General features: G+C 75.2%; 17 protein-coding genes. 6 read left to right on the forward strand and 11 right to left on the reverse strand.

Features of this window, described 5'->3' with window-relative positions:
• Positions 1–15 precede the first annotated feature (15 nt).
• Positions 16–2217, reverse strand: coding sequence for an ATP-dependent DNA helicase RecG (recG, locus tag C8054_RS08075; protein WP_107156123.1), 2202 nt, complete (start codon positions 2215–2217; stop codon positions 16–18).
• Entirely contained in the window at positions 2214–3827 is a 1614-nt protein-coding gene (locus tag C8054_RS08080; protein WP_107156124.1) for a DAK2 domain-containing protein, read from the reverse strand. Before C8054_RS08080 ends, recG begins: the two co-directional genes overlap by 4 nt.
• A 242-nt stretch (positions 3828–4069) precedes the next feature.
• Here C8054_RS08080 and rpmB point away from each other — a divergent pair, with 242 nt between their 5' ends.
• On the forward strand, positions 4070–4261 hold the full coding sequence (gene rpmB, locus C8054_RS08085) for a 50S ribosomal protein L28 (protein ID WP_013284551.1): 192 nt from the start codon (positions 4070–4072) through the stop codon (positions 4259–4261).
• A 182-nt stretch (positions 4262–4443) separates the two neighbouring features.
• Positions 4444–5697 carry an ATP-grasp domain-containing protein gene (locus C8054_RS08090; RefSeq protein ID WP_107156125.1) on the forward strand — a complete coding sequence of 418 codons (1254 nt, stop codon included), beginning with the start codon at positions 4444–4446 and terminating at the stop codon, positions 5695–5697.
• A gap of 9 nt (positions 5698–5706) precedes the next feature.
• On the opposite strand, the gene C8054_RS08095 is transcribed toward C8054_RS08090, so the two are convergent.
• Positions 5707–6174, reverse strand: coding sequence for a GNAT family N-acetyltransferase (locus C8054_RS08095; protein WP_107156126.1), 468 nt, complete (start codon positions 6172–6174; stop codon positions 5707–5709).
• A gap of 97 nt (positions 6175–6271) precedes the next feature.
• Complete coding sequence (locus C8054_RS08100; protein ID WP_107156127.1) at positions 6272–7210, reverse strand: thiamine-phosphate kinase; 939 nt, start codon at positions 7208–7210, stop codon at positions 6272–6274.
• A gap of 156 nt (positions 7211–7366) precedes the next feature.
• Here C8054_RS08100 and C8054_RS08105 point away from each other — a divergent pair, with 156 nt between their 5' ends.
• Positions 7367–7600, forward strand: a complete 234-nt coding sequence (locus tag C8054_RS08105) for an Lrp/AsnC ligand binding domain-containing protein (RefSeq protein ID WP_013284547.1) — start codon at positions 7367–7369, stop codon at positions 7598–7600.
• On the forward strand, positions 7601–8236 hold the full coding sequence (locus C8054_RS08110) for a DUF3515 family protein (protein ID WP_107156128.1): 636 nt from the start codon (positions 7601–7603) through the stop codon (positions 8234–8236).
• Between the two features lie 16 nt (positions 8237–8252).
• On the opposite strand, the gene C8054_RS08115 is transcribed toward C8054_RS08110, so the two are convergent.
• Positions 8253–9356: a D-alanine--D-alanine ligase family protein gene (locus tag C8054_RS08115; RefSeq protein ID WP_107156129.1), complete on the reverse strand. Its 1104-nt coding sequence runs from the start codon at positions 9354–9356 to the stop codon at positions 8253–8255.
• 241 nt (positions 9357–9597) lie between these two features.
• On the reverse strand, positions 9598–9822 hold the full coding sequence (locus C8054_RS08120) for a hypothetical protein (RefSeq protein ID WP_107156130.1): 225 nt from the start codon (positions 9820–9822) through the stop codon (positions 9598–9600).
• Positions 9823–10097: 275 nt separating this feature from the next.
• Here C8054_RS08120 and C8054_RS08125 point away from each other — a divergent pair, with 275 nt between their 5' ends.
• Positions 10098–10943 carry a helix-turn-helix transcriptional regulator gene (locus C8054_RS08125; protein WP_107156131.1) on the forward strand — a complete coding sequence of 282 codons (846 nt, stop codon included), beginning with the start codon at positions 10098–10100 and terminating at the stop codon, positions 10941–10943.
• Between the two features lie 4 nt (positions 10944–10947).
• Positions 10948–11145, forward strand: a complete 198-nt coding sequence (locus C8054_RS08130; RefSeq protein WP_107156132.1) for a DUF397 domain-containing protein — start codon at positions 10948–10950, stop codon at positions 11143–11145.
• Positions 11146–11201: 56 nt separating this feature from the next.
• On the opposite strand, the gene C8054_RS08135 is transcribed toward C8054_RS08130, so the two are convergent.
• The 5 genes from C8054_RS08135 to C8054_RS08155 all read right to left on the reverse strand — a co-directional run bounded on the left by C8054_RS08135 (position 11202) and on the right by C8054_RS08155 (position 16125).
• Positions 11202–12236: an ROK family protein gene (locus tag C8054_RS08135; protein ID WP_107156253.1), complete on the reverse strand. Its 1035-nt coding sequence runs from the start codon at positions 12234–12236 to the stop codon at positions 11202–11204.
• Between the two features lie 67 nt (positions 12237–12303).
• On the reverse strand, positions 12304–13095 hold the full coding sequence (locus tag C8054_RS08140; protein WP_107156133.1) for a putative protein N(5)-glutamine methyltransferase: 792 nt from the start codon (positions 13093–13095) through the stop codon (positions 12304–12306).
• Between the two features lie 185 nt (positions 13096–13280).
• Positions 13281–14399, reverse strand: a complete 1119-nt coding sequence (locus C8054_RS08145; RefSeq protein WP_107156134.1) for a cystathionine gamma-lyase — start codon at positions 14397–14399, stop codon at positions 13281–13283.
• Positions 14396–15403 (reverse strand): NAD(P)H-dependent glycerol-3-phosphate dehydrogenase, encoded by a 1008-nt coding sequence (locus C8054_RS08150; RefSeq protein WP_107156135.1) that lies wholly within the window; start codon positions 15401–15403, stop codon positions 14396–14398. Before C8054_RS08150 ends, C8054_RS08145 begins: the two co-directional genes overlap by 4 nt.
• Entirely contained in the window at positions 15400–16125 is a 726-nt protein-coding gene (locus tag C8054_RS08155; RefSeq protein WP_107156136.1) for a 1-acyl-sn-glycerol-3-phosphate acyltransferase, read from the reverse strand. The genes C8054_RS08150 and C8054_RS08155 overlap by 4 nt, the downstream gene beginning before the upstream one ends.
• Positions 16126–16141 lie beyond the last annotated feature (16 nt).

Raw genomic sequence — 16141 nt, forward strand, 5'->3', positions numbered from 1 at the left:
GGTCGACCGGTGGGGTCAGCCCTTCTCCAGGTATTCGGCGCGCTCCTCGTCGACCAGGGCGGCGACGGACGCGGCCAGCGCCGGGTGCCGGGCCAGCTCCGGATCCTCCTCGACCAGCTCGATCGCCTCGGCGCGGGCGTCCCGGATCAGCTCCGTGTCGCGCAGGAGCGACAGCAACCGCAGGTGTGAGCGCCGGCCGGACTGGGACGCGCCGAGCACGTCGCCCTCCCGGCGCTGCTCCAGGTCGAGCTCGGCCAGCTTGAACCCGTCGGTGGTGGAGGCCACCGCGTCCAGCCGCTCCCGGGCCGACGAGCCCTCTGCCGCCTCGGTGACCAGCAGGCAGAGCCCCGCGGCCGACCCCCGGCCCACCCGGCCGCGCAACTGGTGCAACTGGGAGACGCCGAACCGGTCGGCGTCCAGCACGATCATCACGGTCGCGTTGGGGACGTTCACGCCCACCTCGACCACAGTGGTCGCCACCAGCACGTCCAGGTCGCCGGCGGCGTACGCGCGCATCACCGCGTCCTTCTCGTCGGCCGGCAGCCGCCCGTGCAGCACCCCGATCCGCAGCCCGTGCAACGGCCCGTCGGCGAGCAGCGGGGCCACCTCGGTCACCGCCAGCGGCGGCCGGCGGCCGTTGTCGTCCTCCCGCGGCGCCTCCTCGTCGGAGACCGGCCCCTCACCGATCCGGGGGCAGACCACGTACGCCTGGTGGCCCTTGCCGACCTCCTCGCGCAGCCGACGCCAGGCCCGGTCCAGGAAGGCCGGCTTCTCGGCGGCCGGCACCACGTGCGAGGCGATCGGCGAGCGGCCCTGCGGCAACTGGGACAACGTGGAGGTCTCCAGGTCGCCGTAGACGGTCATGGCGACCGTGCGTGGGATCGGGGTGGCGGTCATCACCAGCACGTGCGGCGGCTGCTCGGCCTTGGCCCGCAGCGCGTCCCGCTGCTCCACGCCGAAGCGGTGCTGCTCGTCCACCACCACCAGGCCCAGGTCGGCGAAGTCGACACCCTCGTAGAGCAGCGCGTGCGTGCCGAGCACGATGCCGGCCCGGCCCTCGGCCACCTCGGCCAGGGCACGGCGTCGGGCCGCCGCGCCCAGCGAGCCGGTGACCAGCTCCACCCGGGTGGCGTCGGGGGCGGCGCCCAGCTCACCCGCCGTGCCGAGCGGGCCGAGCAGCTCCCGGATGCCGCGGTGATGCTGGGCGGCGAGCACCTCGGTCGGAGCGAGCAGCGCGGCCTGACCGCCGGCGTCGACCACCTGGAGCATGGCGCGCAGCGCCACCACCGTCTTGCCGGAGCCCACCTCGCCCTGGAGCAGCCGGTGCATCGGGTGCGCGGTGGCCAGGTCGGCGGCGATCTCCCGCCCGACCACCTGCTGGCCGGGGGTCAGCTCGTACGGCAGTCGGGCGTCGAACGCGTCCAGCAGGCCACCGGGCCGGGCCGGTCGGGCCCGCGCCGGCCACGCCGCCGCCCGGTGCTTGCGCTGCGCCAGGGTGAGCTGCACCGCGAACGCCTCGTCCCACTTGAGCCGGCGGCGGGCCCGGTAGAGCGCCTCCTTGCTGGACGGCCGGTGGATCTCCCGCAGGGCGGCGCCGATGCCGACCAGGTTGCGGGTGGTCCGCAGGGCGGCCGGCAGCGGGTCGTCCGGCGGGGTGAACGTGTCCAGCACCACCCGGACGCAGCGGGCGATCACCCAGGTCGGCACCGCCGCCGCGGCCGGGTAGACCGGGATCAGCGCGCCGGCGAACTCCTCGACCTCCTCGTTGGCCGCCGCCTCGCCGTCACCGCCCTCGCCGAGCAGGACGTACTCCGGGCCGTTGAGCTGCCGCTTGCCCCGGAACTCGGTCACCTTGCCGGCGAACAGCCCCCAGCGGCCCGGTCGCAGCTCCCGTTCCCGCCACGCCTGGTTACCGAAGAAGGTGCAGGTCAGCACGCCGCCGGAACCGTCGCCGACGGTCACCTCCAGCAGGTTGCCGCGCCGCTGGCGCATCGGGCGGACCGCGGTGCGCTGCACCTGGGCCAGCACGGTGACCTGCTCCCCCACATCGAGCGAGCGGATGTCGGTGTGCTCGCCGCGCTCGTCGTAGCGGCGCGGGAAGTGGTAGATCAGGTCACCGGCGGTGTGCAGGTCGAGGTGACCGGCAAGCGCCTTCGCGGTCTTCTCCCCGACCAGCTTCTTGAGCGGGGTGTCCACCGTCGACGGTTCGCTCGTCATTCGACCCCCAGCAGGAGCGGGTAGTGCGGCTGGCCGCCCTCGTACGCCTGCACCTCGACGAACGGCCAGGCGCGCTCGACATGCGCGCGGACGCGGTCGGCCAGCCCGGCCGGGGCGTCCGCCCCGCAGAGCAACGTGACCAGCTCGCCGCCGCCACCGAGCATCCGGTCGACCACGGCGGTGCAGGTGTCGGTCAGATCCTGCCCGATCAGGTGCACCTCGCCCTCCACCAGGGCCAGCACGTCACCCGGCCGGCACGGGCCGGCGACGGTGAGTGCCTCCCGGCCGGCGTGGCAGACCTCGGCGTAGCGGCAGGCGCCGGCGGCCTCGGCCATCGCGATCACGTCGTCCTCGAAGCGGCGCTTCGGGTCGCGGACGGCGAGCGCGGCGAGCGCCTGCACCGGGGAGCGGGTGGGCACCACGCTGACCTTGATGCCGAGGCGGTGCGCCTCCCTGGCCGCCGCGCTCGCCACCGACTGCGTGTTCGGGTCGTTCGGCAGCACCACCACCCGGGCCGCGTCGGTGGCCCGGACCGCGTCGAGCAGCTCGCCGGTGGACGGGTTGGCCGGCACCACCACCGCGCCCTCGGCGGCGAACAGCTCGGCGATGCCGGCGCCGGTGGCGACCACCACGGCGGCCCGGCCACCGGACGGCGTCGGCGGCGGGCCGGGCGTCGGAACGGGGTGGTCGGCGAACCGGGTCACGGTGATCCGGTGCGGCCGGCCGGCGACCACGCCCGCCTCCACGGCGGCCCCGACGTCGTTGACGTGCACGTGCACGTTCCAGGTGCCGTCGCCGTCCCCGACCACCGCCAGGGAGTCGCCGAGCCCGGCCAGCTCGCCGCGCAGCCGCGCGACCGCCTCCTCGGTGGCGTCGAGGAGGTACTGCACCTCGTAGGCGTACGCGTCGGAGCCGGTCTCCCGGACGGCGGCCCCGGGCCGGTGCGGCGCGGCCGGCGCGGCGGCCGGCCGGCCGGGGCTCTCCCCCGTGATCACCTCGACCAGCGCGTCGAGCAGCAGGCAGAGCCCGCGCCCGCCGGCGTCGACCACGCCGGCGCGGGCCAGCTCCGGCAGTTGCTCCGGGGTGCGAGCCAGCGCGTGCGTGGCCGCCTCGGCGGCGGCCCCGGCCACCGTGTGCAGGTCGTCGCTGTCCGCCCGCTGGGCCGCGCGGGCCGCCGCGGCGACCACGCTCAGCAGCGTGCCCTCGACCGGCCGGGCGACCGCGGCGTAGGCGGCGGTGGCGGCGTCGGCGAGCGCACCGGCGAGCTGCCGGCCCCGGACCGCCGGCGCGGCGGCGAGGGCGTCCGCGAGGCCGCGCAGGATCTGCGAGAGGATCACCCCGGAGTTGCCCCGCGCGCCGAGCAGCGCGCCGCGGGCCATCAGCCGCAGCGCGTGCCCGTGCGGGGTGTGCCCGTCGTCGGGAAGGGTGCCGAGATCCATGGCCAGGGCCTGCTGGGCCGAGGTGAGCGTGAGCACCAGGTTGGTGCCGGTGTCGCCGTCCGGCACCGGGTAGACGTTGAGGCCGTCGATCTCGCCCTGGTGCCGCTGGAGGGCGGCCAGCCCGCTCGTGCACCAGCGGCGCACCGCGGCGGCGTCGAGGGTGTCCAGCACGTCGGGAAGCCTACTGGCGCACACCGACACGCGCCGGGGTCGTCCGGCGTGTCCGCCCGGCCGGTCGGCCCGGTCGGCCCCGGTCCCGGGTCGACCACGCGCCGACCCGGCCGGCCGGTACGCTGCGGTGGACTCGGCGTAGGGCCGATTGGGCGTACCGACCGGCATCGGGTAACCTGGCCAGGTTGCCCGGGCTGCGCCTGGCGGCGACCTCATGAACGTTTCAATCCCAGGAGTATCCCGTGGCTAGCGTGTGCGACGTCTGTGGCAAGGGACCGGGCTTCGGCCACAACGTGTCCCACTCGCACCGGCGGACCAACCGCCGCTGGAACCCGAACATCCAGTCGGTGCGTACCCCGGCCGGTGGCGGCACCACCAAGAAGTTGCAGGTCTGCACCTCGTGCATCAAGGCCGGCAAGGTCACCCGCGCCTGACGCGGAGCACCACCGGAACATCGTCGGTCGCCGGCGGCCCCCTCGGGTCCGCCGGCTTCTGTCGTGTCCGCCGGTTCGCGGCGACCGCTGACCGACCGTACGGCGACCGCCTGGTCCCCGCCGGTTAGGGTGCTGCTGCGCCGGCCGTCCGGTTCCGGCGCGGACCGTGGGGAGGACGACCGGTGGACCTCGATCTGGGCCGCGAGCAACTGGTGGTGGTGGGCGGGTCGTTCGGCTCGTTGCGCTGGTTCGACCAGGAGCTGCCGGCCGGCAGTGTGGTGCTGGTCGAGGAGCCGGACGTGATCCGCCGACGCGACCTGGTCCGGTTCGCCGAGGAGCTGCCGCTGATCGGCCGCCTGGTGGCCGCGGAATACCAGACCGGCCTGGACGTCGACGCCCTGCTCGGTCGCGAGCCCGGCCTGGCCGACGCGCGCCTGGTGCTGCCCGGCCTGGAGTACGCGGTCGCCGCCACCGCCCGGCTGGCCGACCGGCTCGGCCGGCCCGGCGCCGGGGCGGTCGCCGCGGACATCTTCTCCGACAAGCACCGGATGCGGCTGCTCGCCGACGAGATCGGCCTGGCCAACCCGGCCTACGAGCTGGTCGACGACGCGGGCCGGGCGGCGGAGTTCGCCCGCGCGCACGGCGGCCGGTGCGTGCTCAAGCCCACCCGCCGCTCCGGCAGCCTCGGCGTGCAGCTCATCACCGACCCGGCCGAGGTGCCGGCCCGCTGGGCGGCCAGCGCCACCCCGCCGGAGCCGCCCGAGGCCACCGCGGGCCTGCCCACCGGCGTCCTGGTCGAGGAGTTGCTCGTCGGCTCCGAGCACAGCGTGGAGCTGCTGGTCGCCGACGGCGAGGTGATCTTCGCCAACGTCACCGACAAGCGGGTCGCCGGTGGCCGGCACCCGGTGGAGACCGGGCACACGGTGCCGTCCGCGCTGCCGCCGGCCGAGCATGACGCGATGCGGTCGGCGGCGGCCCGCCTCGCCGCGGCGGCCGGCTTCGGCAGCGGCATGCTGCACAGCGAGTGGATCCTGACCGACGGCGTGCCGACGCTCGTGGAGTGCGCCGCCCGGATGCCCGGCGACATGATCACGGCGCTCATCTCGATCGCCTACGAAGGGGACGTCATCGAGGCGTACCTGCGGGTGCTGTGCGGCGAACGGCCGGCGCTGCCGCAGCGGCCCACCGGCGCGGCGGCGGTCGAGTTCCTGACCGCCCAGCCCGGCCGGGTCATCGCGGTGGACGGCCGGCGGGCGGCGCTGCGCGTGCCCGGCGTGCTCGACGTCCAGGTCGAGACGAAGGTCGGGCAGACCGTGCCCGAGCTGCTCTCCTCGGCGCACCGCAGCGGGCACCTGATGACCTGGGGCGCGACGCCGGACGAGGCGGCGGTCGCCGCCCGGCGGGCCGCCGCGGAGATCCGCATCACGGTCGGCTGACGGCGACGGTCAGAGCGGTCGACCGAACGACAGGCAGCCCGGCGCGTCCCGGTAGTAGCCGAAGTTCGGGATCCGCTCGTAGCCGGCCGAGGCGTACATGGCGAGCGCCTCGGGCTGCTTGTCGCCGCACTCCAGCACGATCCGCTTCCGGCCGGCGTCGCGGGCGGACCGCTCGATCGCGGCGAGCACCGCACGGGCCACGCCCCGGCCCCGGGCGGCCGGCGCGGTGTACATCCGCTTCAGCTCGGCCTCCTCGCCGTCCACGCCGTGGCTGCGCCAGCCGCCGCAGCCCACCGGCCGGCCGTCCAGGTACGCGACCAGGAACGCGCCGGCCGGCGGGACGAACTCGGCGGCGTCGACGGGCGTCTCGTCGCCGTTGCCGCCGTACCGCGCGCCCAGGTCGGCCAGCGCCGCCCGGATCAGCTCCTGCGACTCGGGCGCGTCGAAACGCCGCGGGAGGATCTCGATCTCGCTCACCGTGCCAGGCTACGACCGGCCCGGGCACCCGGCCGGCGCCGGTCGCCACGCTCGGACGCAGATCACTACGGCCCCTGGCGGGCGGGCCCTGACCGGCTCAGCGGAAGTGGTCCCAGCCACGGGGGCCGTCGTAGTCACCGCCGTCGACGGTGACCCCGGCGCCGTCGGTGACCCGGCCGACCGGACGCCAGCCGTCCGGCAGCGCCGCGTCGGCGGGGAACGTGGCCGCCAGGGCGTGGTCGTCGCCACCGGCCAGGATCCAGGAGTACGGGTCGACGCCGAGCGCCTGCGCCGCGTCGCGCATCTGTCGGGGCACCTCGAACGCGCCCCGGCTCAGGTCGACCGCCACCCCGCTGGCCGTGGCCACGTGTCCCAGGTCGGCGAGCAGCCCGTCCGAGACGTCGATCATGGCGGTGGCGCCGGCCGCGGCGGCGGCCGGCCCGGCGGCGTACGGCACCTCGGGGCGGCGGAACGCCTCGACCAGCAGCCGGGGCGTACGGAAGCCGCGGGACAGCACGGTGAAGCCGGCCGCCGCCCAGCCGGTACGCCCGGCGAGCGCCACCACGTCGCCCGGTCGCGCCCCGGAGCGGACCACCGGCGCGCGGCCGGCCAGGTCACCGAGCGCGGTGACCGCGACGGTCAGCGTCGGGCTGGCGGACATGTCCCCGCCGACCACGCTCGCGCCCACGCCGGCCGCCTCCGCGCCCAGCCCGTCCGCCAGTTCCTCGGCCCAGGCCGGGTCCAGGTCGGCCGGCATGCAGAGCGCGACCAGCAGCGCGGTCGGCGTCGCGCCCATGGCGGCGACGTCGGCGAGGTTGGCCGCGGCGGCCCGGTGCCCGACGTCCCGCGCCGAGGACCAGTCCCGCCGGAAGTGCCGCCCCTCGACGAGCACGTCGGTGGAGGCGACCACCCGCCGGTCCGGCGCCGCCACCAGCGCCGCGTCGTCGCCGGGGCCGAGCAGGCAGCTCTCCCCGTACGACAGCCGGGCGGTCACCCGGTCGATCAGTCCGAACTCCCCGACGCCCTCGACCGTCATGCCGTCCCCTCGTTCGCTCCGTCGTTCCGCACGTTCCGCACCCGTCCCCCGCCCCCGGCCTGCCCGCCCACCGGCGACCGATAGGGATCACGCCCGGTCGGTACGGTAGTTTCACCCTTCGGGCCGCCCCAGGCGGCGACGGACGGAGGTCGAGTCGTGGTACAGGCGTACATCCTCATCCAGACCGAGGTCGGCCGGGCGCGTGACGTGGCCGGTCTGATCGCGGACCTTGCCGGCGTGGTACGGGTCGACGCCGTCACCGGGCCCTACGACGTGGTCGTGCTCACCGAGGCGAACACGGTCGACGAGCTGGGCAAACTCATCGTCAGCAAGGTGCAGATGGTGCCCGGCATCACCCGCACGCTCACGTGTTCGGTGGTGCGGCTGTAAGTGGACGAGACGGAACCCACCACGCGCCGGGACCCCGGCACCCGACGGGCCGCGCTCTGGGCCACGGTGATCGCGGTGCCGGTGACCCTGGCGGTGGCCGGCTTCACGTTCGCAAAGCTCGCCCCGGAGTCCCCGGACGCCGCGCCGAGCGCGTCGGCGAGCCCTCGGGCGCAGTCCACCGCGCCGGTCGAGCTGCCCGCGCCGACGCTCGCCCAGCGTCCCGGGGTGGTCTGCCGCGCGCTGGTCTCGCAGCTTCCCGACAGCGTGCGTGACCTGCGGCAGCGCCCGGTCACCGCGGGTCCGGAGCAGAACGCGGCGTACGGCGACCCGGCGCTCACCGTGGCCTGCGGCGCAACGCCGCCGGTGCGACCCTGCCCGTCGCCCACCGGCGGCGCCACGCTGCCCGCCGGTTGTTTCCCGGACACCGACGAGGTGTTCCGGGTCAACGGCGTCTGCTGGCACCCGGTGACCGGGGGCGGGGCCACGGTGCTGACCACCGTCGACCGGGAGGTGCCCGTCCAGGTCCGGGCGCCGGGGACGTACCAGCCCGCGTTGCAGTGGGTGGTGCAGATCTCCGACGCGATCGTCAGCGCGGTCCCCTCGGCGAAGCAGGCCCCCTCGGGCTGCGCCGGGTGACGCCCGCGCCGGCCCGTCAGCGGCCGGCGCGGCGGTGCAGGGCGGTCCGGATCAGGCGGTTGACCAGCTTCGGGTACTCCAGCCCGCTGGCCGCCCACATGCGCGGGAACATCGAGGTCGGCGTGAAGCCCGGCATCGTGTTGATCTCGTTGAGGAAGACCTCCTGCGCCGGGGTGACGAAGAAGTCGACCCGGGCCAGGCCGGAGCAGTCCAGCGCGGTGAACGCCCGGGTGGCGTAGTCGCGCACCTGCCGGGTCACCGCCTCGGGCAGCTCCGCGGGGACGTCGTACTCGGTGACCTCGTCGGCGAAGATGTACTTGGCCTCGAAGTCGTACCAGTCGCGGTCGCCGATCATCCGCACCTCGGCGAGCACCGACGCCTCGGGCGCGCCGCCGGCCTCGCCCTCCAGCACGCCGCACTCGATCTCGCGGCCCACCACGGCGGCCTCCACCAGCACCTTGCTGTCGATGTTGCGGGCAGTGGTCAGCGCGGCGTCCAACTGCGCCCAGTCGTCGACCTTGGTGATGCCGAACGAGGAACCGGCGCGGGACGGCTTGACGAAGACCGGCAGGCCGAGGCGCTCCTTGTCCTCCTCGCTCAGCGACATTCCGGCGCGCAGCACCGCGTACGGGCCGACCGGGATGCCCTCGGCCACGCAGAGCTTCTTGGTGAACTCCTTGTCCATGGCGGCGGCGGAGGCGAACACGTTCGCCCCGACGTAGGGGAGGTCGGCCATCTCCAGCATGCCCTGGATCGTGCCGTCCTCGCCGTACGCGCCGTGCAGCACCGGGAAGACCACGTCCACGTCGGCCAGCGCCACCGGGCCCTGGGCCGGGTCGAGCACCACCAGGCCGCCGGCGGCCGGGTCGGCGCGTAGCAGCAGTTCGGCGCCGGAGCCGGCGGTGATCTCGGGCAGTTTGCGGTCGGCGATGGCGAGCCCGGCCGGGTCGCCGCTGGCGAGCACCCACTGGCCCTGCCGGGTGATGCCGACCGGGACGACCTCGAACTCGTCCGGGTCCAGGGCGGCCAGCACGCTGCCGGCGCTGACGCAGGAGATGCCGTGTTCGGGGCTCCGGCCACCGAAGACGATCGCCACACGGGTCTTGCCTGGGGTGGTCATGGTCACCTCATCGTTCGCGGCTGCGGCTGGCCGTGCTCGCCGGTGGCGCTCACCCGGTTGACCTTACTGTGCGTCGCCGGCAGCGGTGGCCGATACCCGGGCAGAGCGCAACCGCGTGGCAAACGGTCAAGATGACATATACAGGGAGTAACGGCGCGGGCGGCCGACGGCGGGACCTGCCGTCGGCCGCCCGGCTCCCCGACCCCCGTTGCCGCCTCCACGGGGTCGGGCCCGGTGTGGTTCAGGTGGCCGGACGCCGGAGCCGGCGACCGACCGCGATGACCTTGACCCGTTGCCGGCCGGCCCGCACCATGCCCAGCGCCATGAACGCGCCGGCGATCCGGTCGGCCGCCTCCCGGCTGCTCGCGCCGACCACCTGCCGGCGTCGTTCGGGGCTGGTGCGTTCGTCGCGTCCGGGGCCTTCGGTGGGACGTACGTCGGTGAGGACCACGAGGAACCGGGTCATTCCGGGCCACCCCCGCCCCCGGGGCGGCAGGCCGTCACCGTCATCGCGAATCCTCCCCGTCTGGCGGACCGGTCAGGGGCACGCGGCGATCGGGTCGTGGGGGAGTAAACCCGACCGCCGCGCACCCCATCCCCTCCGGTCGCTCACCACCACCGTCGCCACGACAACCGGTGGTGAGGACGCCATCACAGGTTGACAGGTGGACGGGCGTGAATGCAACTCTCATCGGCTTTCTCTCATGCCCATTTTCCCACCGGATATGAGACCATCGATACATGGCGCCGAAGACCGCCCGAGCCCGACGGCTCGGCATCGCCCTGCGAACCCACCGTGAGGCCGCCGGCCTCACGCTGGAGACCGCGGCCGACGAGATCAACAGCACCCGCAGCACGCTGTCCCGCTACGAGAACGCCCAGACGCTGATCAGCCCGGCCACCGTGCGCGCGCTGCTCACCAGCTACGGCGTGGGACCCGACGAGATCGCCGCCGCGGTCCAACTGGCCAAGGACGCCCGCAAGCCCGGCTGGTGGGTGTCCTACTCGTACCTGCTGGACCGCCGCACCATCGACTTCATCGCGCTGGAGGCCGAGGCCACCGGCATCGCGAACTTCGAACCGTCGGTGGTGCCGGGCCTGCTGCAGACCGCCGACTACATCCGCGCGGTGATGCGCGGCGGCCCGCACACGCTCAGCGACGAGCAGGTGGAGCAGCGCGTCCACCTACGGCTGGACCGCCAGCAGCGGATCACCGCGGCGGAGCCGCCGATCCTCGACGCCATCATCGACGAGGGCGCGCTGCTGCGCCCGGTCGGCGGCCGGGCGGTGATGGCCGGCCAGCTCCAGCACCTGCTCAAGATGACCGAGCTGCCGAACATCACGGTGCAGGTGATCCCCCTCTCCGCCGGCTACCACCGGGGCACCCGGGGTTCCCTGCACATCCTGGAGTTCGCCGACCCGGAGGACCCGATCATCGCGTCGGTGGAGACCGTCGCCGGGCAGATGGTCCTGGACCGGCCGGGCGACCTGCGTACCTGTACAAAGATCATGGAGCACCTGCGGACCGTGGCGCTGAGCCCGGCGGCCAGTCGGGACCAGCTCCTCCGTCTGCTCAACGAGAGGTGACCGCATGAACGGCACGACCCCCAGCCACCCGACGCCGCGATGGCGCAAGAGCAGCCACAGCGGCGACGAGGGCGCCTGCGTGGAGATGGCGCCGCTGCCGGAGACCGTCGCGGTCCGCGACTCCAAGGACCCGACCGGCCCGGTGCTCGTGTTCCCGCCCGCCGCCTGGGCCGCCTTCACCGCCGCGCCGCCCCGCGCCTGACGACATCGCGCCGCGCCGGGCGCTGTTAAGCGGGGCCCCCGCCTCTACCGAAGACGTTAAGCGGGGGCCCCGCCTTTCACCCGGTCCAGGGCGGCGATCGCGACGCCCCGCGCGCCGGCCATGTCGCGGTCGGGGACCAGCGCGAACCTCGCCACCGCGCGTTGCTCGTCGCGGAGCACCGTGTGCTCCGCGACGGTGGCGAGGAACCAGTCCCGGAACTCCGGCGCGGCCTCCACCACGCCGCCACCGACGAAGTACGCGTGCGGGTCGGTGAAGTTCGCCGCGATGGTGAACAACCGCCCCAACGCCCGGGCCTGCTGGCCGAACACCTGACGGGCCAACGGGTCGCCCCGCTCGCCGAGGTCCCGGAGCAGCCGCGCCGCCCGGCCGGGCTCCTCCGCCGCCAGCGGATGCTCCGGATGCCGGGCCAGCCAGTACGGCAGCAGGTTGCGCCGGATGGCGGTGAGCGAGGCGACGCTCTCCGCGTCCCCGGCGAAGCCGCAGGCACAGACCGGCACCGGCTGGCCCGGTTCGAGCAGCCCGTCCAGCGGGACGTGCACGTGCCCGAACTCGCCCGCCATGCCGGCCGCGCCGCCGACCACCCGGCCGGCCTCGACCACGCCCCCACCGAGGCCGGTGCCGACGATCGCGGACACCGACGAGCGGGCCGCCGCGTCCGCGCCGAAGTGCACGTGGTGGGCGTAGAGCGCGGCGGCGTTGCCGTCGTTGGCGTACACCACCGGCAGGCCGAGCCGCCGCTCCAGCGCGCTGCGCACGTCGTAGCCGCGCCAGGCGGGCTGCGCGAAGTTGGTCGACCCGCGCGACGAGATCACCCCGGTGGCGCTGGCCGGGCCGGGCGTGTCCAGCCCGACCGCGCGCACCAGCTCACGGGGCACCCCGGTGTCCGCGAGCACCCCGTCGAAGGCCCGCGCGAGCGCCTCGACGGCCACCTCCGGGCCGTCGCCCACCTCACTCGGGATCTCCCGCAGCCCGTCCACCAGGAACCGGCCGTCGACGGTCAGCACGGTGGCGTTGTTGCTCGTGCCGCCGTTGTCCAGCCCCACCACCACCGGCATTCCTGTGCTGCCCACCGTCACCGCCTCGCCGTCGAGTCTGAGCCGAGGTTAGTTCCCGGCCGGCCCACCCGCCACGGCTACGTCAGCCGGGGCGGCGCGCGGTCACGGCGGTGGCCTCCCACTCCTCGTCGCGCACCACTGTCGGGTCCAGCCCGACGGCGGTGAACTCGGCGCAGAGCGCCGGCGCCTGCTCGGCGCTCGCCTCGACCACGAGGTGGCCGCCCGGGGCCAGCCACTCGGCCGCGCCGGCGGCCACCCGGCGCAGCACCGCCAGCCCGTCCGCGCCGCCGTCCAACGCCACCGGGGCCTCGTACAGCCGGGCCTCGGGCGGCAGCGTCGCCACCGCGTCGCTCGGCACGTACGGGGCGTTCGCCACCACCAGGTCCAGCCGGCCGCGCCAGCGCGCCGGCACCGGCGCGAACAGGTCGCCCCGGTAGACCGGCACGCCCAGCGGGTCGAGGTTGCGCCGGGCGCAGGCCACCGCCACCGGGTCGACGTCGGCGGCGCCCAGCCAGCGCGGCGCCAGCCGGTCGTGCAGCACCACGGCGGCGGCGCCGGAGCCGCAGCACAGGTCGAGCACCGCCGGCGTCGGCCCGGTCACCGCCACGGCGGCGTCGACGAGCAGCGCGGTACGCCCCCGGGGCACGAACACGCCGGGGTGGACGACGATCCGCCGCCCGCAGAACTCGGCCCAGCCGAGCAGGTGCTCCAGCGGCAGGCCGGCGACGCGACGATCGGCCAGGAGGGTCAGCGCGCGGGCCGAGTCGGCGGCGGCGATCAGGAGATCCGCCTCGTCCTCGGCGAAGACGCAACCGGCGGCACGCAGCCGACGGACGAGGGCGGGACGGTCGGGAGTGAACACGGTGGATGCCATGGCAAGCCTCTCGGGGAACGCTCGTCGGCGCCCCCGGCGTCGCCTCAGCCCCGGGGCGACACGGACTCGGAGGGAGCGCCGGTCCTCTGCTGGTGGATCGGACTCACCTCCTCGCGTCGGGGCCGCACGGGCCGTGGCTGCCCGTCACGATAGCCCAGCGGTCGACCCGGCGTCAGCCCGGCGCGTCAGCGCGCGGCGGCGTCCAGCGCCGCGGCCACGTCGGCGACCAGGTCGGCGGCGTCCTCGATGCCGCAGGAGAGCCGGACGAAGCCGGGCGCGGTGTCGTCGCCCCACTGGGCCCGCCGGTCGGCGGTGGTGTGCAGCCCACCGAACGAGGTGGCGGCCGCCACCAGGCGCGACGCGTCGAGGAACCGGGCCACCCGGTCGGCGTCGCCCAGGTCGAACGAGAGCACGCCGGGGATGCGCCGCATCTGCGTCGACGCCACCCGGTACGCCGGGTCCGCCGGCCGCCCCGGCCAGCGCAGGCCGGTCACGTCCGGTCGGCCGGCGAGCAGTTCGGCAAGCGCCCCGGCGTTGGCGGTCTGTCGGGCCAGCCGCAGGTCGACGGTGGCCAGCGAGCGGTGGGCCAGCCAGCAGTCGAACGCGCCGGGCACCCCGCCGGTGGTGGTCCGCCACCCGGTCACCGCGTCGCGCAGCGCGGCGTCGCGCGTCGCCACGTAGCCGAGCAGCAGGTCCGAATGGCCGGTGAGCGCCTTGGTGCCGGAGGCCACCACCACGTCCGCGCCGAGGTCCAGCGGGCGCTGCCCGAGCGGCGTCGCGGTGGTGTTGTCCACCGCCAGCAGCGCGCCCGCGGCGTGCGCCGCCCCGGCCAGCGCCGGCACGTCGGCCACGTCGAGACCGGGATTCGCCGGCGTCTCCAGCAGCACCAGCCGGACGCCGTCGAACGACGGGTACGGCCCGGCGGTCGGCACGAGGACGACGCGCACCCCGATCCGCTCCAGCGTCTCGGTGGCGAACGCGCGCACCGGAAAGTAGCCGTCGGCGGGGAGCAGCACCGTGTCACCGGGGCGCAGTACGGCCAGCAGCAGCCCGGTGATGGCCGCCTGGCCGCTGGCGAAGGCCCGGCACTCCCCGCCCTCCAGCTCGCCGATCGCCGCCTCCAGCAGCCGGCGGGTGGGATTGTCCGGCCGCCCGTACCCGTCGGGTGCCGCCGCCGGCCCGCGCCACGGGTCGAGGTGGTACGGCGCGGCGAACACCGGGCCGGGCAGGAAGGGCTGGCCCGGCACCGCGTCCGGCAGGCCGGCGTGGACGCTCCGGGTGCCGTCCCCCCAGCCCGCGCTCACTCGTACGACTCCGGCTTGGCGGTGCGGCTCATCAGCGCGTCCACGGCCAGGCGAGGGTCCATCCCCTCGTGGCAGATCCGCTCGATCTGCTCGGTGATCGGCATCTCCACCCCGTGCGCCCGGGCCAGGTCCCGGATGGCCAGGCAGCTCTTCACGCCCTCGGCGGTCTGCCGGGTGGCCGCCTGGGCCTGCTCCAGCGTCTCGCCCCGGCCCAGGTGCTCGCCGAACGTGCGGTTGCGGGCCAGCGGCGACGAGCAGGAGGCGACCAGGTCGCCCATGCCGGCCAGCCCGGCGAAGGTGATCGGGTCGGCGCCGAGCGCCACCCCGAGGCGGGCGGTCTCGGCCAGGCCACGGGTCATCAGCATGGCCCGGGTGTTGTCGCCGAAGCCCATCGCGGTGGCGATGCCGTACGACAGCGCGATCACGTTCTTCACCGCGCCGCCCAGCTCGCAGCCGATCACGTCGTCGTTGGTGTAGGGGCGGAAGTAGGGCGTCCGGATCGACGCCTGCACCAGCGCGGTACGCCGGCTGTCGGTGCCGGCGACCACGGTGGCGGCGGGCTGCTCGGCGGCGATCTCCGGGGCCAGGTTGGGCCCGGAGACCACGACCACCCGGTCGGCCGGCACCCCGGCCGTCTCCATGATCACCTGACTCATCCGCTTGGTGGTGCCCAGCTCGATGCCCTTCATCAGGGACACCAGCGTGGCGTCGGGGGCCAGGTGCGGCGTCCACTCGGCGAGATTGCCGCGCAGCGTCTGCGAGGGCACCGAGAGCACCACCACCTCGGCCCCCTCGATCGCCTCGGCGGCGTCGCCGGTGGCGGTGACCCGCTCGGGCAGGCGCACGTCCGGCAGGTACTCCGGGTTGTGCCGCCCGTCGCGGATCGCCTCGGCCACCGCGACGCGGCGGGCCAGCACCGTCACGTCCCGCCCGGCGTCGGCGAGGATCTTGGCGAACGCGGTCCCCCAGGAACCGGCGCCCAGCACCGCGACGTGGCCGCTCATTCGGAGACCTCCGGGGTGCCGGTACGGGCCGGGCGCTGCCACAGCGGCGGCGGTGTGCCGCCCCGGATCTCCGCGACCAGGTCCCGGATCCGCAGCATGATGGTGTCCGTCATCTCCTCCAGGATCGGCCGGGTCGGCGTGGCGCCCGCCCACCGGCTGAGGTCGATCGGCGGCCCGGCGACCACCGTCACCGGCGTACGCGGGCGCAGCCCGAACCGGGCCGTGCGCGGGTCGAACATCCGCTCCGGGCCGATCATGGCCACCGGGATCACCGGGGCGCCGGTGGCCAGCGCCAGCCGGGCCGCGCCGGTCTTGCCCCTCATCGGCCACAGCTCCGGCTCCCGGGTGGTGGTCCCCTCCGGGTAGATCACCACGGCGCCTCCCTCGTCCAGCGCGGCGATCAGCTTGTCCAGCGACTTGACCGCCTCGACGCTGCCCCGCTCGACCGGGATCTGCTTGCACCGGTGCAGGATCCACCCGATCACCGGCACCCGGAACACGCTGGCCTTGCCGAGGAACTGCGGCCAGCGCCCGGCGTCGTAGATGAAGTGCGCGGAGACCAGCGGGTCGGCGTGCGAGATGTGGTTGGGCACGATGATGATGCCGCCGTCGCCCCGCAGGTGCTCCATGCCCCGCCAGGTGCGCCGGGTCCAGACGGTCAACACCGGCTTCACCAGCACCACGGCGAACCGTTGCCAGAATCCCAGCCTCCGCGGTGCCACAGTGCCTCCTCGTTCC

The sequence above is a fragment of the Micromonospora sp. RP3T genome (assembly GCF_003027925.1).
Taxonomy (GTDB): Bacteria; Actinomycetota; Actinomycetes; order Mycobacteriales; family Micromonosporaceae; genus Micromonospora.